The sequence below is a fragment of the Rufibacter sp. JT20002 genome, assembly GCF_056491185.1.
This window is the reverse complement of record NZ_JBSZJY010000001.1, coordinates 18,428-43,764: the sequence shown is the minus strand read 5'-3', so window position 1 is coordinate 43,764 and position 25,337 is coordinate 18,428. Positions and strand designations below refer to the sequence as shown.

The following is a 25,337-nucleotide window of genomic DNA, read 5'->3' as shown; positions in this document are numbered from 1 at the left end:
TAGGCTTTAGCTAACCACATGAGAATTTAAGTTGAATTGGTCTTTAAGGAAGCATTAAACAAAATAGGTCTCTGTTATACCAGGTCCGCTTTATAGCTATTGTGCTTAGGCCATCCTAAGGGCATTAAGAGCCTAGTAGAAAGGTTGAAAATAAGCTTTCAAGGGCTTATATGGGACTATACAAAGTAGCAGGATGAATTATCAAGTAGAAGATTTCATAGTCAGCCTTCCGGTAGCTAAAGGAAGCCTTTGTCTAAAAAGGGGTGTTTTGTTTAATGGTGGATAGTTTTAGATGGTATTATTCTCCTGTTGAGGTTTATACACTTATTGGAGTATGGTATTACTACATTTTAATCGTATTTACTCATTTATTGGATAAAAACAATAAGGAAGGGTTTTAAGAAGCTGAAATCAAGGAAGCGGTACAAGAGAAAGTTGCAATGGTTCTGGCACAACCAGATTACTCACAAGTTAATTTATAAAAGTTCTAAATAATGCCTAAACAAGCTGTTTTAAAGGGTTTAGGGGAGGAAACCAGCTCTTTTCTAGGTGGTTTGAATACCCTAAAAATAAGGAATATTGTGTTTGATTAATGGTGTTCGGGTAGTAGATTTGTGCCCGTAATGTACTTTCACTATTCTTTAACACTACAATTAAGCTATGATTAGCTGTAAAAAGAGAGCAAAATATACTTTCCTACTCCCTTTTCTCTTTATCTTCTTTGTTTTCTCCTCTGCCTTTGCACAGGCACCGGAACAAATGGGGGTAGAAGGGAAAGCTGGCGTAACTCCGGGCGCTGAAGCTCCGGCGGCTGGTGCAGGAGGCGGTGCTGACGCAGCCCAAGTTGAAAACGGGATGACCCTTTTCAAAAATAACTGTACCCAGTGTCACTCTGTAGGTACAGATGTTGTGGTAGGGCCTGGCTTGCGTGATGTGCACAAAAGAAGATCAGAAGCCTGGTTGCTGAAATGGATCAAGAACTCAAGCGCTCTTATCCAAAGCGGAGACAAAGATGCGGTAGCTGTTTTCAATGAGTACGCCAAGCAGCAAATGCCTTCTTTTGACTTCTCAGAAGAGGAGCTTACTTCCATCATCGCCTATATAAAAAGCGAAAGCGCAGCCCCGGCTACATCGGCGGCGCCGTCTGAAGGGCCTGAAGGAGCTGAGCCAGGTGAAAAGGTTGGTGAAAACGCCATCGGTAACGTTGGTGGAACAGTTGACCTTCTTCTAATTGTGTTGGTGGTAGTGTTAATCGTGTTAGTGGTTACATTACTGATTATCGCCTCTGTTCTTAAAAACTACCTGAAAAGCAAAGGTGACCTGACTGGTGCTGAGCAGGAGATGCTGGAGCGCAGAACCAACTTTGCCAATATCTATAAGTCTAAGGCGGTTAGAATTGTAGTAGGGTTGATCTTCGTGGTGGTATTGGTAGATATCTCTATTGATAAGGTAATGGGTATTGGTATCCACCAGGGATATGCCCCAAGACAGCCTATAGCTTTCTCCCACAAGCTGCACGCTGGTGATCACCAGATTAACTGTAACTATTGCCACACCTCTGTTTATAAGAGTTCAAGCGCCAACATTCCTTCGGCTAACATCTGTATGAACTGCCATAGCCAGATTAAGAAGGAGTCTCCTGAAATCCAGAAGATCTACCGCGCCATTGAGAACAATAAGCCTATTGAATGGATCCGGGTGCACAACCTGCCTGACTTGGCTTACTTCAACCACTCTCAGCACACGAAAGTGGGTGGCGTAGATTGCCAGGATTGCCATGGTCCTATTGAGACAATGGAAGTAGTAGCGCAATACGCCCCATTGACCATGGGCTGGTGTATTGATTGCCACAGAAATACCCCTCTTAATACAGAAGGTAACGCCTATTATGACAACTTGGTGAAGTTGCATGAGAAACAATCAAAAGGCGCATTTGTGGTTTCATCACAAGGTGGTACTGAGTGTTCTAAGTGCCACTACTAATCAATTCCATATCCTGAATTTGAGTTTTTGAGATATATGCAAGAAACAATTAAATACTGGAGAGGGGTAGAGGAGTTAAACAATACTCCGGAATTCCAGCAGAATGCTCATAATGAGTTTCCTGAGTTCCTGCCAGTAAGTGAGACTAACGGTGGAGATACTTCTTCCCAAGTAGCTCCCAGACGTGATTTCTTAAAGTTATTAGGCTTTGGGGTGGCAGCTGCAACCCTAGCTTCTTGCGAGGCGCCAGTACGGAAAGCAATCCCATACCTGAACAAACCAGAAGAAGTAGAGCCAGGTATTCCTAACTGGTATGCCTCTACTTATTTCATGGGTGATATCTACAACCCGGTGTTGGTGAAAACTCGTGAGGGCCGTCCTATTAAGATAGAGGGAAACACTCTTTCTCCTATCACTGGTGGCGGAACCCATGCTCGTTCACAGGCATCTTTGTTGACCCTGTATGATAACAACCGCTTAAAAGGACCAGTTGCCAAAGGCAAGGAAACTTCTTGGCAAGCAGTTGACCAGGAAATTCGGACCCGTTTAACTGGTGTTCAAGGAAGAGTGGTTCTGGTATCCAATACTATCATCAGCCCAAGCACCAAGGCGGTTATCCGTGACTTTGGTGCCCAGTTCCCTGCCTTTGAGCACGTGACGTATGATGCTAACTCAGCATCGGCGTTGTTGAGAGCAAATGGTGGCTTGGTACCAGGGTATGATTTCAGCAAAGCCAGAGTGATTGTGTCTATTGGTGCCGACTTCCTGGGAACTTGGTTGTCTCCAGTTGAATACTCAAGACAATACATTGTAAACCGGAAAGTAACGGCAGACAGACCAGTGATGTCTCGTCACTTCCAGTTTGAGAACTTCCTGACTATGACAGGTGCCAACGCCGATGTGCGTGTACCTGTGAAACCTTCTGAGTACGGTGCAGTTGTTGCTGCCTTGTACAACAGAATTGCTGGCGGTACTGGTGGTGCAGCCATCCAGGCTCCTTCAACCAGAGTAGCTAAGCAAGTTGACGCTGCCGCAAAAGAGTTGTTAGCTAACCGTGGAGGAGCATTGGTAGTTTCTGACTCCAACGATCCTGCGGTTCAAACCTTGGTAACAGCTATCAACGGTGCCCTTGGTGCAAATGGAACAACCATCAACACGGCTGTTCCCTCCTATGTGCGTCAAGGTGATGATGCTCGCATGCTGCGCCTTATCAGCGACATGAATAACGGAGCAGTTGGAGCCGTGATTTTCTACGGAGCAAACCCGGTATATGATCATCCGCTTAGCCAGCAGGTAGTAAATGGTCTGAAGAAAGTTGGCGTAAAAATCTCTTTCGCTGACAGAATTGATGAGACCGCAAGCCTGGTAGATTATGTGTGCCCAGATAACCACTTCTTAGAGTCATGGAATGACTACGAGCCTAAGAGAGGTTTCTTAAGCTTAGCACAGCCTACCATTTCTACCATTTTCAATACCAGACAGGCCCAGGATTCATTATTAAAATGGACTGGTTCTACTTCTGATTTCTACACCGTCATCCAGCGCACCTGGTCAGGTATTGTAGGAGGAGGAGCTGCTTGGGATAAAGTTGCCCACGATGGGGTAGCTACTGGTACAACAGGAGCCAATGAGCCAACTGCCCCTGCCGCACCAATGACCTTGGCTGCAGCTGCGGTAAGCATCAACAGAGGTGGACGTGCCGCTAGCGGAAACAACCTTGAGCTAGAGATCTACGAGAAAGTAGCTATCGGAGCTGGACAGCATTCTAACAACCCATGGTTACAGGAGATGTCTGACCCAACTACCAAAGCCACTTGGGACAACTACGCTGCCATTTCTCCTGCTACTGCTACCAGATTAGAGATTGAGCAAAATGACGTGGTGAGAGTAACGGCTAAAGGTAAATCCATTGAGTTGCCGGCCCTTATTCAACCAGGCCAAGCAGCAGATACCATTGCAATTGCTATTGGTTATGGCCGTACCCATGCAGGTCAGGCTGCTAATAACGTAGGTGCCAATGTGTATCCGTTGGCAACTGTAGCTGGTGATAGCTTACAATTTGTCAATACAGTTACTATTGAAAAAGTAGGAGCTGATAAGCCAATTGCACAAACTCAAACGCACCATACCGTAATGGGACGTATTGTAGTGCAAGAGAACACACTGGCTAACTACAAAAAAGATCCGAAAAGCGTAACGGAGTACATTCGTATTGCTACGCCAGACGGACCTCAGAAGCCACAGAAGATTTCGCTTTGGCAAGATTACGAGTACAAGAACCACCATTGGGGTATGGTCATTGACCTGAACTCATGTATTGGTTGCGGTACTTGTACAATCAGCTGCCAGGTAGAAAATAACGTACCTGTAGTAGGGAAACAAGAAGTACTAAACCGTCGCGAAATGCACTGGTTGCGTATAGACCGTTACTACAGCAGCGATGCAACCCGTGAAGATGGTGGCTTTGAGAAAATGGAGAATCCTTCCGAGAATCCTTCCGTTATCTTCCAGCCAATGCTTTGCCAGCATTGTAACCACGCGCCATGCGAGACAGTTTGTCCAGTAGCTGCTACCATGCACAGCACAGAAGGTATCAACCAAATGGTGTACAACCGTTGTGTGGGTACTCGCTACTGCGCAAACAACTGCCCGTATAAAGTGCGTCGCTTCAACTGGTTCAACTATGCCAACAATGAAAAATTCGATTACCAGATGAACAACGATCTTGGTAAGATGGTGTTGAACCCAGATGTGACCGTACGTTCACGCGGTGTTATGGAGAAATGCTCTTTCTGCGTGCAGCGTATTCAATACGGTAAATTGGAGGCTAAGAAAGAAAGCCGCCGTCCGGTTGACGGAGAAATCGTTACTGCTTGTGCTCAGGCTTGCCCTACCAATGCGATCATCTTTGGTGACATGCTTGATCCTAACAGCCAGGTTTCACAAATCCTGAACCGTGAGAAAGGCGAGCGTGCTTTCCACGTGTTGGAAGAGTTGAACACTCAGCCAAACGTGACTTACTTAACCAAAATCAGAAACCAAGCTTAATTTAACTCAAATAGATATATGCAGCACGTATCTCCGATAAGAGAGCCCTTAGTAACTGGGGGTAAAACTTATGCAGACATCACGGAAGATGTATGCCGGCAGGTGGAAGCCAAGCCGAACATGCGTTGGATGATTGCTCTGGGAGTTTCTCTGGTTTTCCTCGGCATCTTTATCTACTCAGTATACCGGACCTTATGGTTCGGTATAGGGGAGTGGGGACTTAATAAAACAGTAGGTTGGGCATGGGACATCACCAACTTCGTATGGTGGGTAGGTATTGGTCACGCCGGTACGCTTATCTCTGCGATCTTGTTGTTGTTCCGTCAGAAGTGGAGAACTTCTATCAACCGCGCCGCAGAGGCGATGACCATCTTTGCGGTAATCTGCGCGGCCATGTTCCCGGTATTACACATGGGCCGTCCTTGGTTAGCTTATTGGGTATTGCCTCTTCCAAACACGTTTGGTTCCCTTTGGGTGAACTTCAACTCCCCACTTCTTTGGGACGTGTTCGCGATCAGTACTTACTTCTCGGTGTCACTAGTTTTCTGGTACATTGGCCTTATTCCTGACTTTGCCACTATCCGTGACAGAGCCACTGGACCAATTGCCCGCAGAGCTTATGCAATCCTTAGTATGAACTGGACAGGTTCTGCCAAGCACTGGTCACGTTATGAGACTGTTTCTTTAATTCTGGCTGGTTTGGCAACACCACTGGTACTTTCGGTACACACCATCGTATCCATGGACTTTGCAACTTCAGTTATTCCAGGATGGCACACCACTATCTTCCCTCCCTACTTCGTAGCAGGTGCGATTTTCTCTGGTTTCGCGATGGTATTGACCTTGATGATCATTACTCGTAAGACGTTCAAATTAGAGGATTATATCACCCTGGAGCACGTAGAGTCCATGAACAAGGTAATTACCTTAACTGGTTCTATCGTAGGGGTGGCCTATATCACTGAGTTCTTTATTGCTTGGTACTCTGGGGTTGAATATGAGCAGTACGCTTTCATTAACCGCGCAACTGGTCCTTACTGGTGGGCTTACTGGTCAATGATGACGTGTAACGTAATCACGCCGCAGCTTTTCTGGTTCAGATCTATCCGCAGAAGTTTAACCGCTACGTTCATCATCTCCATCTTCGTAAACATCGGGATGTGGTTTGAGCGTTTTGTGATCATTGTAACCTCTCTGCACCGGGACTTCTTGCCATCCAGCTGGGTAATGTTCTCTCCAACTAGCATTGACGTAGGAGTTTATGTAGGAACCATGGGCTTGTTCTTCACCCTGTTCCTGCTTTTCGCTAAGTTCTTCCCTGTGGTGAACATGGCCGAGGTAAAATCAATTTTGAAATCGTCTAGTGGAGTAAGCCATACTCACAACCCAGGCGCATCATTGCATGGCACAGCACCTAACAACTCTCACAAACATGACTAGTAAGAAATATATACTCGGTGTATTCAACGACGAGGATGTGCTGCTGAACGCCATTGAACAGACACGGGCGGCAGGCACTAAGATCTACGATGTATTCTCACCTTATCCAATACACGGAATCGATGACGTGTTAGGAATCCAGCGTTCCAGATTACCAATTGTGGCATTCTTTTGCGGCCTTTGCGGAACTTCCTTCGCGCTTTGGATGCAAATTTACATGTTGGGTTTTGACTGGCCAATGATTATTGGTGGTAAACCACACATTGCTTTGCCAAGCTTTATTCCGGTAACCTTTGAGTTAACGGTACTTTGTGCGGCCTTCGGGATGGTAATCACGTTCTTTGTGATAAGTGGCCTACGGCCAACCTTGAAAGTTCCGGTAATGGATGTTCGATCAACAGACGACAAGTACGTGATGGCGATTGAACTGAAAGAAGGAACGGATATCAATAAACTGAATGATCTTCTCCGTTCAAACGGGGCCATAGAAGTTAACGAGAAGGAGGTAGTTAAATAATGAACAATTTCTTTAGAACAGGGGCAAAAGCCTCCTTGATTCTTTTCTCTTCTGCTCTGCTTGCTTCTTGTGGTGGAGATGATCAGAGACCAAATGTTGAGTACGCCCCGGATATGTATTATCCAGTAGCGTATGAGCCCTTAAAGCAATTGGCAGACAACAAAAACGCTATCAACCCAGGTGGTTTGAATATGCGTGTTCCTGCTGAAAACACGATTGCCAGAGGTAAATTAGGGTTTTACAGCCATATTTCTAAAGACAGTGCTGAAGTAGCCGGTCGTGAATTAGTAAACCCGCTTGCCAGAACCACCATGAACCTGGAAGAAGGCAAAGTGCTTTACCTGCGCTTTTGCTCTCCATGCCACGGAGAAACAGGTTTAGGAGATGGGGCAGTAGGGGTTAAATTCAAAGGGGTTCCTAATTATACGCAAGGCCGTTACGCCACTTTACCGGTAGGACACATCTACCACGTAATCGTAAACGGACGTGGACGTATGATGCCACACGGAACCCAGGTGAACCCTGAGGAGCGTTGGAAAATAGCCATGTATGTTACGCAACTGCAGAAAGGCATTACTGATGCCAGCGGAGCAGATGTGAGTGACACCGGCTCACAATCTACTGATGCCCCTGGTGGAGCAAGTACGACCGAGAATACAAACCCAGTAACAGGTACTGCGGCGGATCCTACCAAGGATACACGTAACTAACCTATAAAAGGTATTTTAGAAATGATAACTGAAGAAAGACTAACTATCCCTGCAAGCGCCACTAAACGGTTCTTCTACATGATAGCTATTGGCTTGGTACTTTTGGTAGCTGGCCTTATCATCGCTGCAAATTACAGTGGCGGACATGGAGAAGCACAAGAGGCAGCATCAGGTCACCATGCAGCTGGCTGGGTACAACGCTTATTGGCTAACCTTTGGATGAACAACGTGTACTTTACAGGTATTGCCGTTGTTGGTATCTTATTCGTTGCAATTCAATATGTAGCTTACGCTGGATGGTCCGTAGTAATTAAGCGGGTACCTGAAGCACTTGGAAGCTATTTACTTGTAGGTGGTGTAATCATGTTATTGGTATTCTTATTACCAATCATCTTCACCGGCCACAATACTTTACTACACTGGACAGACCACTCTGTACATGAAGTGGGAAACCCTAACTATGACCCAATCATTGTAGGTAAAAGCGGATATTTGAATGTTCCTTTCTACACCATCAGAATGGTGGCCTACTTTGCCCTTTGGTTCATGTTCTTCAAATGGTTAAGAAGAGAGTCAATGGCAGAGGATTTGAACGGTGGCCTTGATCACTACAACAAGAGCATCCGTTTAGGAGCTACTTTCCTGGTTGTATTCGGGGTAACTTCCTCTATGTCAGCTTGGGATTGGGTTCTTTCTATTGACACACACTGGTTCAGCACCATGTTTGGTTGGTATGTATTTGCCAGCTGGTGGGTATCTGGTTTAGCGGCCATCACCTTAACCATCATCTTCCTGAAGCAGATGGGCTACATGAAGATGGTTACTTCCAACCACTTACATGACTTAGGTAAATTCATTTTCGGTTTCAGTATCTTCTGGACTTACATCTGGTTCTCTCAGTTCATGCTGTACTGGTATGCCAACATCCCGGAAGAGGTTATCTATTTCCAGGAGCGTCTTGGAGGAAACAACAACCACTTTACTTGGATCTTCTTCTTTAACCTTTTCATAAACTTTGCTTTCCCTTTCCTTGTTCTAATGACAAGAGATGCGAAGCGCCAAATGATTATGTTGAAGATAGTTTGTATTGCAATCCTTATTGGTCACTGGTTTGACTTCTACATGATGATCATGCCAGGTACCATGCGCGAAGAGAGTGGCTTTGGGCTGATTGAGATTGGTACCGTATTAACTTTCTTAGGAATCTTCTTGCTGAGATTCACCAAAGAACTTAGCAAGGCTTCTCTGGTACCAGTGAACCACCCGTTCCTGGAAGAAAGCATTCACCACCACGTTTAAGACTAATATTTAAAGAAACGGATAATGATTACAATTGCAGTAGCACTATCAATCCTCCTTTTACTGGTCGTCCTTTACCTTTTGTTCAGAATCCAGGTATTGGCTTCTATTTTCAAAGGTAGCTACAGACGTGACATTGGTAAGAGCAACAAAGTAAATGCCGCTCTTTTCCTGGCGTTCCTTTTTGGTGGGGGAGCCCTGTTCTTCTGGTCTTTTGCTGATGCGAAAGAAGAGATGACCCTTCCGCTTGCTTCTGAGCACGGAATTGCCATTGACAGCATGTTCTGGCTTACTATGGCCATCATTGGATTTGTGTTTGTCCTTACCCACATCTTGTTGTTCTTCTATTCTTATAAGTTCCAGCATCAGGAGGGAAAGCGGGCTTACTACTATCCCCATAACAACAAAATTGAGATTATCTGGACCGTGATTCCAGCTGTAGTAATGGCCTTGCTCGTATTCTCAGGATGGAAAACCTGGGCTAAGATCACCAGCCCTGCTCCTGATAATGCGGTAGTGGTTGAAGTAATGGGTAAGCAGTTTAACTGGTTGATCCGTTACCCAGGTGCTGATAACAAGCTTGGCCACGTTAAGCACACTTTGATTGATGCCACAAACGAGTTTGGTATCGATTTGAATGACAAGAATGCCCAGGATGATTTCGCCGGTGAGACTAGTGCTTTCCACGTTCCAGTGGGTACTCCTGTTCTTCTTAAAATCAGATCAAGAGACGTAATCCACAGCGTATTCCTTCCTCACTTCCGGGTGAAGATGGATGCAGTACCCGGAATGCCTACCTCATTTTGGTTTATCCCTACAAAAACCACCTCTGAAATGCAGTCAGAAACTGGAAACGCTAATTTCCAGTATGAGTTAGCCTGTACAGAAGTATGCGGACGCGGTCACTTTGCAATGAAGATGACCATGATTGTAGATGAGCCCGAAGAATATCAGAAATGGGTTGCAACCCAACAGAAGAAAACCTTTGTTTCGCAGTTACAGGCAGCTCCGGCTGACAGTACAGGCGCAGTAGCGGTGAATTCTTCTGCTGACGCCGCAGGAGCCGCTGCTACTGCATCTAACTAATAGTTTAATCTTTTAAAAGTACTGTATGTCTACTACGGATATTTCATTACATAAAGATGTTCATCTAGAGCACGACGATCATCATGATGATCATCATGACCAAGGCTTTATTGAGAAGTACATCTTTAGCCAAGACCATAAAGTAATTGCGAAGCAGTTCCTCTTCGCGGGTATTTTCTGGGCTATTATCGGAGGTACCTTCTCCAGCTTATTCCGGATGCAGCTGGGTTTCCCAGAAGCTACCTTTACTTTCCTGGAGCCTCTTTTAGGCAAATGGGTTGATGGTGGTAAACTAAACCCTGAGTTCTACCTGGCTTTGGTGACCATGCACGGGACCATCATGGTGTTCTTTGTATTGACAGCTGGTCTTTCTGGTACTTTCAGTAACTTCTTGATTCCACTGCAAATCGGGGCCCGTGATATGGCTTCTGGTTTCATGAACATGTTATCCTTCTGGTTCTTCTTCTTGGCCAGTGTGATCATGTTTTACTCTATCTTCCTGGAGACTGGACCTGCCGCAGGTGGTTGGACGGTTTATCCTCCGCTTAGTGCTTTACCACAAGCTATTTCTGGTTCAGGTGCTGGTATGACCATGTGGTTGGTGAGTATGGCTCTATTCATCGTATCTCAGTTGCTTGGTGGTGTGAACTATATCACTACCGTAATCAACATGCGTACTCGTGGTCTTTCCATGACCAGATTGCCACTGACCATTTGGGCGTTCTTTTTAACTGCGGTATTAGGTCTATTGGCCTTCCCGGTTCTGTTCTCAGCGGCCTTATTGCTGATTTTTGACCGTTCTTTCGGAACAAGCTTCTTTTTGTCTGATATCTATGTGGCTGGTGAGGCGTTAACACACACTGGAGGTAGCCCGGTATTGTTCCAGCACTTGTTCTGGTTCTTAGGTCACCCTGAGGTGTACATTGTGATCCTGCCTACTTTTGGTATTGTTTCAGAAATTATCACTACCAATTCACGCAAGCCAATCTTCGGTTACCGTGCTATGATTGGTTCTATGTTGGGTATTGCCTTACTTTCTTTCATTGTATGGGCGCACCACATGTTCGTTTCTGGTATGAACCCATTCCTGGGGTCTGTCTTCATGTTCCTGACCTTGATCATTGCGGTACCTTCAGCGGTAAAAGTGTTCAACTGGTTGGCTACTTTGTGGAGAGGTAACATCAACTTTACTCCAGCGATGCTGTTTTCAGTTGCCTTCGTTTCTCTTTTCATCTCTGGAGGTTTGACTGGTATCATCCTTGGTAACTCAGCACTAGATATTCAGTTACACGATACCTACTTTGTGGTGGCTCACTTCCACTTAGTAATGGGTAGTGCCGCGTTCTTTGGAATGTATGCCGGTGTTTACCATTGGTTCCCTAAGATGTTTGGTCGCATGATTGATGAGAAACTAGGTTATGTACACTTCTGGCTTACCTTCGTGTGTGTGTACCTGATCTTCATGCCAATGCACTACATCGGTATCGCGGGTTTCCCTAGAAGATACTACACCTGGACTGGTTTCGATACGTTCAACAAGTTCATGGACATGAACACCTTCATCACCATTGCGGCAATCTTTGCTTTCTTTGCGCAGTTCATCTTCTTGTTTAACTTCTTCTACAGCATTTTCAGAGGAAGAAGAGCTACCGAGAACCCTTGGAAATCAAACACGCTGGAATGGACAACTCCGGTGAACCCAGGTCACGGTAACTGGCCAGGCCCACTTCCGGTAGTTTACAGATGGCCTTACGACTATAGCAAACCAGGTGCGCCTCAGGACTTCATTCCTCAGAACGTGCCTTACTCTCAGACGCAGTCTTCTAACCTGCCCCACGAGAGAGACATTACCGAATAAAGAATGACTGATAAATCTTTTATTGTTAAAAGGTTTAAAAGAATAGGAGTACTTACTATTGCTTCTGTTTATATATTAATCTTAGTAGGGGGGATCGTTCGTAGCACAGGTTCCGGTATGGGTTGCCCAGACTGGCCGAAGTGTTTCGGATCGTGGGTCCCCCCCACTAGTTTAGAGCAGTTACCTTCAGATTACCTGGAGGTATACAAGGAAAAGCGGATTCAGAAGAATGAACGCGTTGGCAAAGTTCTTCAGGGGTTAGGTTTTTCACAGGTAGCGCAGGAGATTTTCGCACATCCGTCTCAGTATATTGAGACAGAATTCAATGCCACCAAAACCTGGATTGAGTATGTGAACAGGTTGATAGGAGTAGTGATAGGACTTTTGATTTTTTTAACGGTTCTGTATTCCTTCCCCTTTTTCAAAACTGATCCAAAAGTGTTCTGGGGGGCAGTAGCCTCGTTTGTACTGGTTCTTTTTCAAGGTTGGTTGGGGTCTTTAGTAGTATCTACTAACCTACTTCCTGAGATGGTTACCTTACACATGGCGCTTGCCTTGGTGTTGTTAGCGTTCCTGATTTACATCGTGATCAGGGTGCAGCGGGAAAACTTACTTGGTGATTTTGCGCAAGCATCTGGTAGTCTTAAGTTCTTTTTGGTTTCTGCTCTTGTTTTAACCTTTTTCCAGGTGATTCTGGGTACTCAAGTCAGAGAACAAGTGGATCTGGTTGCCTTTGACTTGAACAACCAAGGACGGGAGACCTGGATTGAAAAGTTGGGAACTTCTTTTTACGTGCACCGCTCGCTTTCCATTTTGCTCGTTCTTTTGAATGTGGCGCTTTATCTTTCAGTTAAGAAGCTTGGAAAGAAAAATCTTTCCAGCATTGCACAAGGTGTTTTAGTTGTAATAGGGGCAGAGATCGTTTTGGGAATTGTCCTGGCCTATTTAGCCCTACCTGCTTTTGCACAACCGCTTCATCTACTGTTTGGGACCCTCTTGTTTGGGCTGCAGTTTCTGTTGCTCATAATGTATTATTACGCTCAAAAACAACCTAATCAACCTTCACCCGAATTGGTGGCATAAACACGTTTATGTACGTACAAAACGTAACATCCAGTGCCCAGACATCATCGGCCATGAGTAAAGCATCCGCGTATTTTCAACTTTTGAAGTTCAGGCTTTCCGCCACGATCGCTTTCTCCTGTGCTATTGGTTTTCTATTGGGAAGGCCAGATGCTTCATGGGTGAATACTTCTATTGTTGTACTTGGTGGACTTCTGGTAACAGGCGCTGCTAACATCATCAACCAGATTCTTGAAAAAGACCTTGACAAACTCATGAAGAGAACCGCTAAGCGTCCTCTGCCTTCAGGAGTTTTGTCAGTGCAGGAAGCCATTGTGTATTGTGTTCTTCTCTGTGTTGCCGGAGTATGCTTGCTCGGTTTTTATTTCAACTGGCTGTCAGCAGCTCTGTCCTTTTTATCTCTGCTTCTTTACGGCTTCTTCTATACACCCTTGAAGAGAATCTCTCCTATTTGTGTGTTTGTAGGAGCCATACCAGGTGCTTTGCCTCCGCTTATTGGGTGGGTTGCCGGAACCGGGTATATAGGAGTTGAGGCTTGGATTCTGTTCGGAATTCAGTTTATGTGGCAGTTTCCGCACTTTTGGGCTATTGCTTGGGTGTTGGATGACGACTACAAGAAAGCTGGATTCAAGATGTTGCCAATGGCAGGAGGCAAGAACCTGAAAACGGCTATCCAAATTATGATCTATACGTTACTGCTTATTCCGTTGGGCTTACTGCCCATGCAATTTGGAATGGCGGGGAAAACCTCTGCATTTATTGCGGTGGTATGTGGTGTTTTATTTTTGATGCAGACTTTCTATCTCATGCATACCTGCTCTAAAAGGGCAGCCATGAACATCATGTTTGGTTCGTTTTTGTACTTGCCTATTGTGCAGATTGCTTTTGTGGTAGATAGCTTATAAAGGAGTTAGTGATGATAATGAATCCAGAAATCCAAGTAGAACAAAGACGGGTGAACCCGTTGAAGTTCATGCTCATCTTATTGATCGTAAGCATTGTCATGATGTTTGCGGCCTTCACCAGTGCTTACATTGTGCGCCGTGAAGAAGGAAACTGGTTGGAGTTTGATCTTCCATCGGTTTTATTGATCAACACCCTGGTGCTTATCTTAAGTAGTGTGTTCATGCAGTGGGCATACGTTTCTGCTAAGCGCGATAACATCAAGAATGTAAAGTTAGCTTTAGGACTAACTATTCTTGCCGGTACTGCCTTCTTGGTAGGGCAGTGGCAGGGATGGGGAGAGTTAGTGCGTAACAACGTCTTCTTTGGTGGTAGCACAGCCAACCCATCTGGCTCTTTTCTGTATGTATTAACCGGTGTACACGCATTTCACCTGATCACAGGGTTAATTTTTCTAATTATTGTAGTAATTTCGGCACTCAAGTACAGAGTACATTCCAGAAACCTTACCCGTATAGAACTGTGCACCATTTATTGGCACTTCTTAGGGGCCCTTTGGATTTACTTATACGTATTCCTAGTTTTGAACCATTAATAATTCTGTAACACATATGTCGCAAACAACAACCTTTGAGCAGCCTAATACCGGCACCTGGGATGGAGGGAACGAGCCGTTTAAGGCTAGTTATGGTAAACTGATGATGTGGTTTTTCCTGTTGTCAGATGCCTTTACCTTTGCTGCTTTCTTAACAACTTATGGATTAGCTCGTCATCGGCACCAAGCCTATGAAGGAACACCTGAAGCGTTTACCTTCTCAACCCAATGGTGGCCAATCCCCGAGAAAGTATTTAATGCTTTTCCTTTCTTCCATGGGGTTGACTGGCCGCTGGCGTTTGTGGCCTTGATGACCATGATCTTGATCTTGTCTTCTGTTACTATGGTACTAGCGGTAGAAGCTGGCCACAGAATGGACAAGAATGACGTACAAAAATGGTTGTTGTGGACTATTCTTTTTGGTTCTATGTTCCTTGGCTGCCAGGCTTGGGAGTGGACTCACTTTATCGCCGGTACTGATGAAGGAATGAAACTGGCTGACGGAAGCGTTATCCATGGAGCTAACTTGATCGTAAACCAATACGGACCACCTTTGTTTGCTGACCTGTTCTTCTTCATCACTGGTTTCCACGGAACCCACGTATTTAGCGGGGTTGTATTGTTGATCATGATTTTCATCAATACCGTAAACGGAGTATACCACAGAAGAGGACACTATGAAATGGTAGAGAAAGTTGGTCTTTACTGGCACTTTGTAGACTTGGTATGGGTATTCGTGTTTACCTTCTTCTACCTGGTGTAATTGTTTGACTTCAAAAATCTTTAATTGATATGGCATCTCACGCACATCATTCTGACGAGTTTGACGAAACGGCTAACTTACCTAAGCCGCAGACCGCAATCATCTGGAAAACCTTCTTTATCCTTTGTGGCCTTACTGCAATTGAATTTGCCTTCGCTTTCATGATGGATGCAGGTACTTTGCGTAACGCAATCTTCATTGGATTAACCCTGTTCAAGGCGTTCTACATTGTTGGCGAATTCATGCACTTAAAGCATGAGACCAAAGGTTTGATCTGGGCTGTTTTGGTACCAACTGTATTATTGGTTTGGTTACTGGTAGCCCTTTTAGTAGAAGGTACTTTCTACGGAGAGTCTGTTTTCAACTACTTCAAATAATGAGTCCAAAAAAGGCGCTAGTACTGGGTACCCTCTTGTTGGTGCCTGTACTAGCGTTTTTGTTTTTGAAAATGTTCGGAGTGAATAGATTTTCACTCCGAACTTATTTTCCGGCAAAGGTAGAATCTACCATGGTAGAAGGGCAGTTGCGTTCTGATACCATCTACCATCAAGTTCCTGCCTTCAACCTTACTTCTCAGGATGGCTCTCCTTTCTCCCAGAACAATCTTGAGGGAAAGATTTACGTAGCCAATTTCTTCAATACCTCTTGCGTCACTCCCTGCAAACAGATGAGTACCCAACTCTCCAGGGTGCAGGATGCATTCAGGCTTAAACCAGAAATAAAGATTGTGTCTTACTCGTTACGTCCTGTAGAAGACACCCCTGAGGTTCTGCAACAGTACGCCACCAGCTTCAAGGCCAATCCAAATAAATGGACATTTGTTACGGGTTCTGAGTCTCAAATAGTGGAATTCACCAATAAATGGTCTCAGTTAGTTTTCTCAGATTCTACTTCAGCCGGTTTCCGTTCTGATCCTCCAAACAAAAGTTTCTTTCTAATTGACAAGGAGAAGCATATCAGGGGAATCTACGATGGCACTGATGCGGGTGAGGTAGACAGATTAATTACAGAAATAAACGTACTCCTTTCTGAGTACAACCTTCAAAATGGAAAACAAAGCACTAGGTAACCCCAATGATCGTCGTTACCTGATTATTATTGCCTTTCTCTCCGTCATTGTTCCGCTTTTAGTAGCGTTTTTACTTTTCATGCCCCAAACGGGTAAATTAGGAGATCTGGATGTATCCTTTTTGCCTAAGTTGCACGCAGTTCTGAACTCACTTACCGCCATTGCACTAATGGTGGGGTATTACCAGATTAAACGGCAGAACCGTAGGCTGCACCGTTTTGCCATGGTAACGGCCTTTGTGCTTTCTTCTTTTTTCCTGATCTCTTATGTGACCTACCATTATCAGGCCGCTCCAACGCCATTTGGCGGAGAAGGAACCATTAAACTGATTTACTATTTCATCCTGATAACCCACATAGTACTGGCGGCCATTATTGTGCCTCTGGTGCTATTGTCTGTTTACTTTGCTGTGTCTGGGCAGTATGCCAAACATCGGAAAGTATCACGCTGGACTTTTCCGCTTTGGCTTTATGTGGCTATTACCGGAGTAGTCGTTTATCTATTGATTTCCCCTTATTACGCGTGAAACTTTAACTAACAGTTGGTGTTCTGATAAAGGAGAAAAGACAAGGACGATGAAGAAGAAACATATTTTTTGGGTAAGTGCTCTTATTCTGGTGGTGCTATTAACCCTACAAGCCGAGCCAGTGCAGGCGCAATGTGCCATGTGTACTGCCTCAGTAGAATCTTCCAGCAATGAATCTGGCGATAGCATAGCCAATGGTCTTAATAAGGGAATTCTCTACCTGATGGCTATACCGTATGTGATTGCCGGGTGTGTGGGGTTCTTCTGGTATAAGTATAGCCGTAAAAAGTAGTGGGAACATGGGCGCATGTTAAAGCGGGGTTTCAAATGAAATGTCCTCGCTGTCATCAAGGGCCCATGTTTTCGTATTCTGCGTTTCATTTGGGCAAGTTTGACCAAATGCCTGAGAAATGCCCCAACTGCAAGTTCCGCTATGAGATTGAGCTTGGTTTCTATTGGGGAGCCATGTACATGAGTTACGGTTTGTCTGTGCTGATTGTGTTGGTGGTAGGTGTTTCTCTTTACTTCTTGGCCAATGATCCGCCTACATGGGTGTATCTTACTACCGTGGCTTCTACTGTCCTTATATTTACTCCTCTTCTTTTCAGGTATGCTCGGGTAATGATGCTCTACTTTTTTGGGAGTGTCTCGTTTGATCCTAACTACAAACAGCTGTAAACGCAGCTGTTTTTTTATGCCTATCTCTTTCTCCTTAACTTACAAGCCTATGTTGTTTCCCATCCTTTTTCTGTAAAAGAAGCCTAAAACAATTGATTTCTTTTGGACTGTTTACTTTTTAGATGACTGGCGGGATTTTTGTGCGTATTATGGCTAAATTCGTAAAAAAACAGAGTTGAAGTACCGGTACACGCTCCCTTTTCTTTTCTTTTCGATTGCCCTTTTGCTGGGTGGCGTAGCGGCTTTTTTACAGGTGAGCATTCAACGTGATTTGTTGGAGGCCCCAGAAAAGCAAATGGTGGAAGAGGTACAAGGACGGCTGCATGAATTGATGCAAGAAGCCGAGCAGGAAGTAACCCTTGTCTCCCAAAACTTGCCGCCAGATTCCAGCTTCTTTTCCAGAAATCTGCCCAAAACCAATTTCCCCCTTTTTGTATACCAACGGAACAAGCTGGTATTCTGGTCTGAGCACTCCCTGCGCCCAGAACTGGATCCCCGCAACCTAAGCAGAGGCCAGCAAGTAGTGGAAAATCGGTTTGGTCGTTTTCTGGTGCTACGGCATCAGCCTGAGGCGGAGTTTACCGTGTTGGCCGTAATCCCTCTAGAGGTGCGCTATGGCATTAATAATGCCTATTTGCGCAGTGGGTTGAACCCGCAGATTTTTGAAGATCATGTGGCCCGCATTCAGTCGGAACGCAGTGGGGCGACAATCCCCATTGCTGATGCTAAAGGAAACTACCTTTTCTCGCTACAGGTTTTGGAGCCGGGTCAGTGGCTGCATGCTGGTAAATTCACCCTGTCGCTTTACCTACTGTCCCTTGTGGCTGCCGTGGTGGGCTTAATTATTTTCTACCGGAAACTCAAAGGAAATGGCCACCATGCCACTGCCTTATGGGTGGTGATTGGCGGCCTTCTGGTACTTCGGTTGGTGATGCTACTCACCCGGTTCCCCAACAATGTTCAGGAACTGGCCTTGTTTAGCCCCCGGGTGTACGCCGCTGCCTGGTGGTCTCCCTCTTTAGGCGATTTGCTCTTGAATGTGGTCTGCTTTCTGGTCATGGCCATGTTGGTGTACCGGTTTGCCAAAGCCCACCCTTTTACCATCTTTTCCCAGAAATCTACCCAAAAACAGCTTTGGAGTTGCATTGTGTTGGGCGTGCTCATTACCGTACTCATCATCAGCTGGTATGAAACCTACCGAAGCCTCTTCGTCAACTCCCAACCCAACCTTGACATCACCCAGAACATTCAGATAGGGCTGGAAAAGCTGCTCCTGTATGTGGCCATGATCCTGCATACCCTGGCTTTAAGCTGGGTTCTGCGTTTGTTGATGGATGCCTTTCCCTTCACCGCCCATGGCAAGCTTCAATTTGCTTATGCCTGGATGACGGTTTTGGTGCTGGCCTTAGGGTGGGCGTTCTGGCGAGATGCCCCAAGTGGTAACTGGGTGGTGTTACTAGCAAGCGCAGCCCTGGTAGGGTGGGAGCAACTGCACCGCCGGATAGGGCAACGCGCCGGTATCTATTCCAGCATTTTCCTTCTGAATATCCTAAGCGCCAGTTTAGGAGCGGCGGCTTTGTATGACCTATACACCGTCCAGCTTCGGGCCGATAAGCAGCGATTGGCCTCGCAATTACTCAAGGACCGGGACGACCTCACCGAGTACCTGCTGGCCCAAGCCGCCGATGATATCAGCCATGATCCGTTGGTGCGCCATGCCTTCAATTCCCCTTGGGTCAACCTGAACATTGTAGAACAGAAGATTAAGCGACACCATCTGCGCAACATCACTGAAAACTACTCTGTCTCGGTGCGGATGTTTGATGTGAACGGGGAGAGTTTTCATTATTTGGAAGACAGCTTAACTAATTTACAAGCCTATGCGCAGGCATGGGGACCAAAGTCTAGAAGTACGAACCAACGAGGTCAGTTGCTGGTAGCGTCTGAAACGGACCCGGGCCGGTTTACTTACCTGCAAGAAATTAGGGTACCTCTAGATTTTCAGCAATGGGCGACGTTGGTTTTGGAAATCAGCCCTAAAATAACTGCACCTAATAGCGTGTTGCCGGAGTTGCTGGTAGAAAGGCAAAGTACCCAGGTTAACACTATTCCGGCGAGTAGCTACGCGCTTAGAAAAGGAAATCGCTGGCTTAAGACCGAGGGCTACTTTGAATACAGCCAATTGTTCTCACCTCGTTTATTTGATATTCCGCAGCTGTATACCCAAGGGCTGTCTATCGCCAATTACCACCATCTGGGTGCGAGGTCTAACAACGGAACCGTGGCGTTGGTGAGTTCGCCTTCTTATGGGGCCCGTTCCTGGCTCTCCAACTTCTCGTTTCTTTTCCTGTTGCACAGCTTCTCGCTTTTTTCCTTGCTGTTGCTGGTGATGCTCTACAGAGGGCAATTGGTGGCAACCATTATGTCTACCTTCGGGACCAAGATTCAGCTTTTCCTGAATATGGGGGTTTTGATCCCTTTGGTTTTAGTGAGCATTACCATCGGTAGCTTGGTGACTAATTCTTACCGGCAGGACTTGGTGAGGGGCTACACAGACCAAGGTGATTTTGTACGGCAGAGCATTCTCACCAGCAACTGGGGAGTGAACCTTTTCAAAGGCCGCGCCGATTCTCTGGCCCGCCGCGTAAACCGATTAGCACTAATTGCGCAAGCCGAGCTGAACATTTATAATGCGGCCGGTGAACTTCGTATTTCAAGCCAGCCCGCATTGTTTGAGGCGGGCGTGCTTTCTACCAGGCTTAACCCCAAAGCATTTGAGGTGCTAAAAGAACAAGGCCTAAACCGGATTTTGCTGGAAGAAAAAGCCGGCACGCTACCTTATAGCACCATCTACGTTCCGCTCCGTACCAGCCCTACCAACAGCCCCGAAGGTTATTTAGGCATCCCTTTCTTTGACTCGGAGAAGGAGTTGAACACCAAACTCATTCAGTTGATCACCACCATTCTCAACATTTTCACGGTGTTGTTTCTGCTTTTCGTGATCATGAGTTACATGGCTACCCGTGCCTTAACTGTTCCTCTACAACTTCTGACCGAGCGCTTGAAACGGACTTCTTTAACAGGCAATAACGAGAAACTGGTGTACAAGTCCCGTGACGAGATTGGGCTTCTGGTGCATGAATACAATCAGATGTTGCAGAAACTGGAAGAGAGCAAGCAGGAACTGGCTTTACGGGAGAAAGAAGCCGCTTGGAAAGAGATGGCCCGACAGGTGGCGCATGAGATCAAGAACCCGTTGACACCCATGAAGCTTTCGCTCCAGTACCTGCGCAAGGCCATGCAGGAAGGGCGCGGAAACCTGGAGGACCTAATCGAGAAGATCTCCAACACCATGATCACCCAGATTGATGTACTAAGCGACATTGCTACATCGTTCTCCAATTTCACGGCCATGCCTGATTTAAAACTGGAGATTCTGGAGTTGAACGGACTAATACGCAGAGCCACAGATTTACACCTGAACCCACAGCAACACCGCGTAGAAGTGGTGATGCCCGACCAACCTGTGCTGGTACGAGCCGATGAAAACCAACTCATCCGGATCTTCAATAATCTTTTACTGAACGCCTTGCAGGCCGTGCCTTCCTCCCAAACCCCTGAGATAAGGGTGACCATGGAACTGGTGAGTGCAGACTGGGCGCTGGTGGCGGTGCAGGACAATGGCTCAGGAATTCCGGAGGACGTTCAACCCAAGATTTTCATCCCCAATTTCAGCACCAAATACTCGGGCTCGGGCATTGGCTTAGCGGTGGTGAAAAAAGGCGTGGAGGCTATTGGTGGTTCCATTTGGTTTGAGACAGAGGAGAATGTGGGAACTACCTTCTACCTGAAACTGCCGGTGGTGGCCTCATGAGATGGCGGGGCGTCATATTCTTCCTTGTTTCGGCTCTACTTTGGGCAACGCAGACCCAGGGGCAAGAGCTCTCTAACCGTCGTTGCAAATGGGTGAAGTTGCAACCCGGCACCTTTACGCTGGATTCTCTAACCGTTGCCGAAAACACCATTGAAATTCTGGACCGGCGCCAGCTGCGGAGTCCTTTGAGCTTTCACTATGACCCGGTGCGTAACCTGTTCCAGTTCATCGGGGTGAGCCCGCCAGAGCCCACGCCTGTGCTGCGGCCCGATAGCATAACCAAGGACAGTACCGGTGCGTTTTCTGCCCGATTTTCAGAAAGGATACTTAAAGTAGATTCGGTGCTGGTTTGTTACCGGGTGCTGCCGCTGAACGTAGCAGCCCCCAATTTTAAGCGCGACATACGTACCTGGGACTCCACTTCCTTTGAGCGTTCCTTCGTCATCAACCAGCCAGCTCCGCGGGAAGAGCTTTTCAAAACGCCCGGCCTGAACAAAACCGGCAGCATTTCAAGGGGCGTTTCCATAGGAAACACCCAAAACGTATTCGTGAACTCGGCTTTGAACCTACAGTTGGAAGGTAAATTGACCGATGAAATAAACATCACCGCCTCCATTACCGACCAGAACATCCCGTTTCAGCCCGAGGGAAATACGCAACAGCTTCAGGAATTTGACCGGGTGTTCATCACCCTTCAGCACCGGTTATGGACCTTGACCGGCGGAGATGTAGTGCTGCGGAACCGCCCTACTTCTCATTTCTTGCGGTTCTACAAAAACGTGCAGGGGGGAGCATTGGAGGTAAACCGAGGCAAGCCGGGTTGGGAAAGTGCTACCTCGGTGGCGGCATCGGTGGCCAAGGGCAAATTCGCGTCGGAGAACATCACGCCCATAGAAAGTGTTCAGGGGCCTTACCGTCTGCGTGGCCCCAACGGCGAGCGGTTCATCATTGTGCTGGCCAACTCAGAGCGGGTGTACCTAGACGGAAAACTGCTGGTGCGGGGCTTTGACTACGACTATGTCATTGACTACAACCAGGCAGAAATCACCTTTACCCCCAAATGGATTATCACCCGCAACTCCCGCATCAGGGTAGATTTTGAGTACTCAGACCTGAACTATACCCGTAGCGTAGTCCACGCCAGCCATTACCAGAAAATGGGCAAGTTCAACGTGTACGGTAACTTCTACAACGAGGCCGACAACCCCAACAGTCCGCTTACCTTGAATCTGAGCACCGATGAAAAACGCTTGCTTTCTCAGATTGGAGATAGACTTGACTTAGCTGCCACGCCCAGCGGAGACTCCGTTCGGTTTGACCGTAATCAGGTGCTTTACCTGAAGAAAGACACTGTGGCAGCCAGCGGTACATATACTATTTACCAGTACTCCACAGATTCCACCCAAACCAATTATGCCGTCAGCTTCACTGAGGTGGCGACTGGCGGTAACTATATCTTGCAGAACACCACCGTGAACGGGCGGGTGTTCCAGTGGGTAGAGCCGGTCAACGGGGTACCACAGGGCCGGTACGAAGCCATCCGGATTTTGCCCACGCCCATTCAGAAACAGATGATGACCTTGGGCGGAATCTGGTCGCTAGACGAGAAAACGAACGTGTTCCTGGAAGTAGCTGGCTCTAAAAACGACCTGAACCGCTATTCTGACCTGGATTCTGGCGATGACCAAGGCAAAGGCATCAGGGTTGGGTATCAACTAAATGACCGCACTGTAAAGTTTTTGGGGGACTACAAGTTCCGGAGTGCTATGACCTATGAGTACACCGATCCTAACTTCACGCCCATTGACCGCTATCGTGATATAGAATTTGACCGCGACTGGAGCAGCCCTACCAATACCACCTTGGCCCGGCAGTCCAGAATTGAGGACCATATTTTCACGTTCTCGGTAGGTGGGGTGAAAGACGAGTTGCATTTCATCAATTACCGCATCAGCCGCCGCTATCGGCCCACCGAGGTAGACGGAACCCAGCACTACCTGGAGATGACCCAAAAAGTCAAGGGGTTAGAACTGCGAGGTAACTTGTTCATGCTGAAAAATGAACAGGCCGAAAGTATTTCTGACTGGGTGAGGGGCGAGGTTGGGGTGCAGTATCCTACTAAGTTTTTCACGCCCGGTTACGTGTATCGGTTTGACAAGAACCGCATCACCTCTAAACTCAACGAAGCTTTGGTGGGCTCGGCCAACTACTTTGATGACCACCTGTTTTATGTTGAAAGCCGTGACACCGCCACCTTCAAGTACCGCGCCGAGTACAGCCGCCGGGTGGATTTCAGGCCCGAAAACGGTGAATTGGGCAATAAACAGGTGGCCAATACCTTCAACTTCAGTACCAGTACGGTGATCAGGAAAAACCAGCAGGTGACCGCCTTGATTACTCTGCGCAACCTGCAGGCGCGGGACAGCCTCCGGGAAACCACCGTATTATCTAAAGTTAATTGGACCGGCGATTTCCTGGACCGGCACCTACGTTCTGAGATGACGTACGCCATTGGAACCGGCCGCGAACTGAAACGGCAATACCTGTTTGTGGAAACTATTCCGGGGCAGGGCACGCATTTCTTTGAAGACCTAAACCAGGATGGCCGTCAGGATCTGAACGAGTTCTTTGAGTCGCAACCTTCTGACCCGCCGTACCGCCGTAACTTTATTCGGCTGTTCATTCCCACCGATGAGTACGTGATTGCCTACACCAACAACTTCACCTACCGCCTGACGAGTAGCTTGCCTAGGGCCTGGCAGAATTCTGACACTAAGTGGAAGCGGATTGTCTCTAAGTTCTCGGCACTGTCTTTTGTAACCATTGACAAACGCACCACCGATGATGATCTGCGCAGCCGCTTCAATCCTTTCAGCCTCAACTTTGAGGATTCTACCCTTCTTTCGTTGAATCGGGCCTACCGGAATACGCTCTACTTTAACCGAAGCAACCCCAAATATGGGGTAGAGTGGACGTTTCAGCAAGGCCTGCAGAAAACGCTACTCACCAACGGTACCGATGTCCGGAACAACACCAGCCAACAGGTCTTGGTGCGCGTGAACCTCACGGAGGTTTTCTCCAGCCAATTGAACCTGACCCGCGCCAAACGGGAGAGTGCCTCCAATTACCTGACCACCAAAAACTTTTTGATCCGATCTTGGGAGGCTATGCCGGAGCTCTCTTATCAGCCTAACCCTACCGTGCGGTTTACGGGCACCTACCAGTGGATGAACAAAGTGAATGAACAAGGTGAGCAGGAGCGAGCCCAATTCCATGAACTTGGCACTGAGTCTCGGATAAGCCAGGTGGGCAAGCGCACCGTGACGGGTATTGTGAAGTACATCAAGATTAACTACACCGGGTTAGAAACTTCGCCGGTGGCGTACGAGATGTTGAACGGGTTCAGAGCCGGAAATAACCTCACCTGGAATCTGGCCTTGCAGCAACGCCTCAGCAGCGGGCTTAACATCACCGTAGATTATGATGGCCGCAAACCCCAAGGCATTAGAACCATCCACACCGGCCGGATGCAGGTATCGGTGTTGTTTTAAATGTGCTGCCGTTTTAGGGTGGTTTTCAGAAAGAAAGCAGAAAAGAACACGAGGTCGTTCAACCCACTTATTCGTTTTCGTTTCTTTCATAGCGCGCAATAATTGCCTGGGCTTCTTCTTGGTCTAACGAAGAAACCAGCACTTTCACAGCGCCACCTCCACCCGCCGATACTTGCCACGGGGCAATAGAGCCTATATGCTCGTCTTTTAGGAAGGCTTGTACGTTGGCATTCTCCAGCATGTTTTTCACCACATTTGCCTCTATGGCGTTGCCTGAAAAAACGATTACCGGTTTTGGTTTGAAGTTGTCACTCATAGCTTGATTTGAAAATGGGAGCTGACTTAGAAAAAGCT

20 protein-coding genes are annotated in these 25,337 nt (G+C 46.8%); 19 read left to right on the top strand and 1 reads right to left on the bottom strand.

All coding sequences use genetic code 11. The annotated features are described in order from the left end of the window. The first annotated feature begins 759 nt into the window (after positions 1–759). From ACW9SV_RS00180 to ACW9SV_RS00090, 19 genes are all read left to right on the top strand, one after another. Positions 760–1,983 (top strand): c-type cytochrome, encoded by a 1,224-nt coding sequence (locus ACW9SV_RS00180; protein WP_479554711.1) that lies wholly within the window; start codon positions 760–762, stop codon positions 1,981–1,983. A 36-nt stretch (positions 1,984–2,019) separates the two neighbouring features. Continuing rightward, on the top strand, positions 2,020–5,031 hold the full coding sequence (locus ACW9SV_RS00175; protein WP_479554710.1) for a TAT-variant-translocated molybdopterin oxidoreductase: 3,012 nt from the start codon (positions 2,020–2,022) through the stop codon (positions 5,029–5,031). Positions 5,032–5,049: 18 nt separating this feature from the next. Beyond that, complete coding sequence (nrfD, locus tag ACW9SV_RS00170) at positions 5,050–6,471, top strand: NrfD/PsrC family molybdoenzyme membrane anchor subunit (RefSeq protein ID WP_479554709.1); 1,422 nt, start codon at positions 5,050–5,052, stop codon at positions 6,469–6,471. Then, positions 6,464–6,988: a DUF3341 domain-containing protein gene (locus tag ACW9SV_RS00165; RefSeq protein WP_479554708.1), complete on the top strand. Its 525-nt coding sequence runs from the start codon at positions 6,464–6,466 to the stop codon at positions 6,986–6,988. The genes nrfD and ACW9SV_RS00165 overlap by 8 nt, the downstream gene beginning before the upstream one ends. Then, positions 6,988–7,698: a c-type cytochrome gene (locus ACW9SV_RS00160; protein ID WP_479554707.1), complete on the top strand. Its 711-nt coding sequence runs from the start codon at positions 6,988–6,990 to the stop codon at positions 7,696–7,698. The genes ACW9SV_RS00165 and ACW9SV_RS00160 overlap by 1 nt, the downstream gene beginning before the upstream one ends. A gap of 21 nt (positions 7,699–7,719) precedes the next feature. Then, on the top strand, positions 7,720–8,997 hold the full coding sequence (locus tag ACW9SV_RS00155; RefSeq protein ID WP_479554706.1) for a quinol:cytochrome C oxidoreductase: 1,278 nt from the start codon (positions 7,720–7,722) through the stop codon (positions 8,995–8,997). A gap of 24 nt (positions 8,998–9,021) precedes the next feature. Next, on the top strand, positions 9,022–10,083 hold the full coding sequence (locus tag ACW9SV_RS00150; RefSeq protein WP_479554705.1) for a cytochrome c oxidase subunit II: 1,062 nt from the start codon (positions 9,022–9,024) through the stop codon (positions 10,081–10,083). Between the two features lie 25 nt (positions 10,084–10,108). Next, entirely contained in the window at positions 10,109–11,941 is a 1,833-nt protein-coding gene (locus tag ACW9SV_RS00145; protein WP_479554704.1) for a cytochrome c oxidase subunit I, read from the top strand. 3 nt (positions 11,942–11,944) lie between these two features. Further along, positions 11,945–13,024, top strand: a complete 1,080-nt coding sequence (locus ACW9SV_RS00140) for a COX15/CtaA family protein (RefSeq protein ID WP_479554703.1) — start codon at positions 11,945–11,947, stop codon at positions 13,022–13,024. Positions 13,025–13,032: 8 nt separating this feature from the next. Then, entirely contained in the window at positions 13,033–13,929 is an 897-nt protein-coding gene (gene cyoE / locus ACW9SV_RS00135) for a heme o synthase (RefSeq protein WP_479554702.1), read from the top strand. Positions 13,930–13,946: 17 nt separating this feature from the next. Continuing rightward, positions 13,947–14,522, top strand: coding sequence for a cytochrome c oxidase subunit 3 (locus ACW9SV_RS00130; RefSeq protein ID WP_479554701.1), 576 nt, complete (start codon positions 13,947–13,949; stop codon positions 14,520–14,522). Positions 14,523–14,538: 16 nt separating this feature from the next. Further along, the gene (locus ACW9SV_RS00125; protein ID WP_479554700.1) at positions 14,539–15,285 is read left to right on the top strand and encodes a cytochrome c oxidase subunit 3; all 747 of its coding nucleotides are present in this window, start codon (positions 14,539–14,541) and stop codon (positions 15,283–15,285) included. 29 nt (positions 15,286–15,314) lie between these two features. Then, positions 15,315–15,662 carry a cytochrome C oxidase subunit IV family protein gene (locus tag ACW9SV_RS00120; protein WP_479554699.1) on the top strand — a complete coding sequence of 116 codons (348 nt, stop codon included), beginning with the start codon at positions 15,315–15,317 and terminating at the stop codon, positions 15,660–15,662. Between the two features lie 80 nt (positions 15,663–15,742). Then, positions 15,743–16,354: an SCO family protein gene (locus ACW9SV_RS00115; protein WP_479554698.1), complete on the top strand. Its 612-nt coding sequence runs from the start codon at positions 15,743–15,745 to the stop codon at positions 16,352–16,354. After that, entirely contained in the window at positions 16,332–16,880 is a 549-nt protein-coding gene (locus tag ACW9SV_RS00110; RefSeq protein WP_479554697.1) for a DUF420 domain-containing protein, read from the top strand. The genes ACW9SV_RS00115 and ACW9SV_RS00110 overlap by 23 nt, the downstream gene beginning before the upstream one ends. Before the next feature lie 49 nt (positions 16,881–16,929). Continuing rightward, on the top strand, positions 16,930–17,172 hold the full coding sequence (locus tag ACW9SV_RS00105; RefSeq protein ID WP_479554696.1) for a hypothetical protein: 243 nt from the start codon (positions 16,930–16,932) through the stop codon (positions 17,170–17,172). Between the two features lie 65 nt (positions 17,173–17,237). Next, entirely contained in the window at positions 17,238–17,558 is a 321-nt protein-coding gene (locus ACW9SV_RS00100) for a DUF983 domain-containing protein (RefSeq protein ID WP_479554695.1), read from the top strand. Between the two features lie 175 nt (positions 17,559–17,733). Next, positions 17,734–21,432, top strand: coding sequence for a sensor histidine kinase (locus ACW9SV_RS00095; RefSeq protein ID WP_479554694.1), 3,699 nt, complete (start codon positions 17,734–17,736; stop codon positions 21,430–21,432). Next, positions 21,429–24,983 (top strand): hypothetical protein, encoded by a 3,555-nt coding sequence (locus ACW9SV_RS00090; protein WP_479554693.1) that lies wholly within the window; start codon positions 21,429–21,431, stop codon positions 24,981–24,983. Before ACW9SV_RS00095 ends, ACW9SV_RS00090 begins: the two co-directional genes overlap by 4 nt. Before the next feature lie 67 nt (positions 24,984–25,050). On the opposite strand, the gene ACW9SV_RS00085 is transcribed toward ACW9SV_RS00090, so the two are convergent. Then, on the bottom strand, positions 25,051–25,299 hold the full coding sequence (locus ACW9SV_RS00085) for a putative signal transducing protein (protein WP_479554692.1): 249 nt from the start codon (positions 25,297–25,299) through the stop codon (positions 25,051–25,053). Positions 25,300–25,337: the final 38 nt, after the last annotated feature.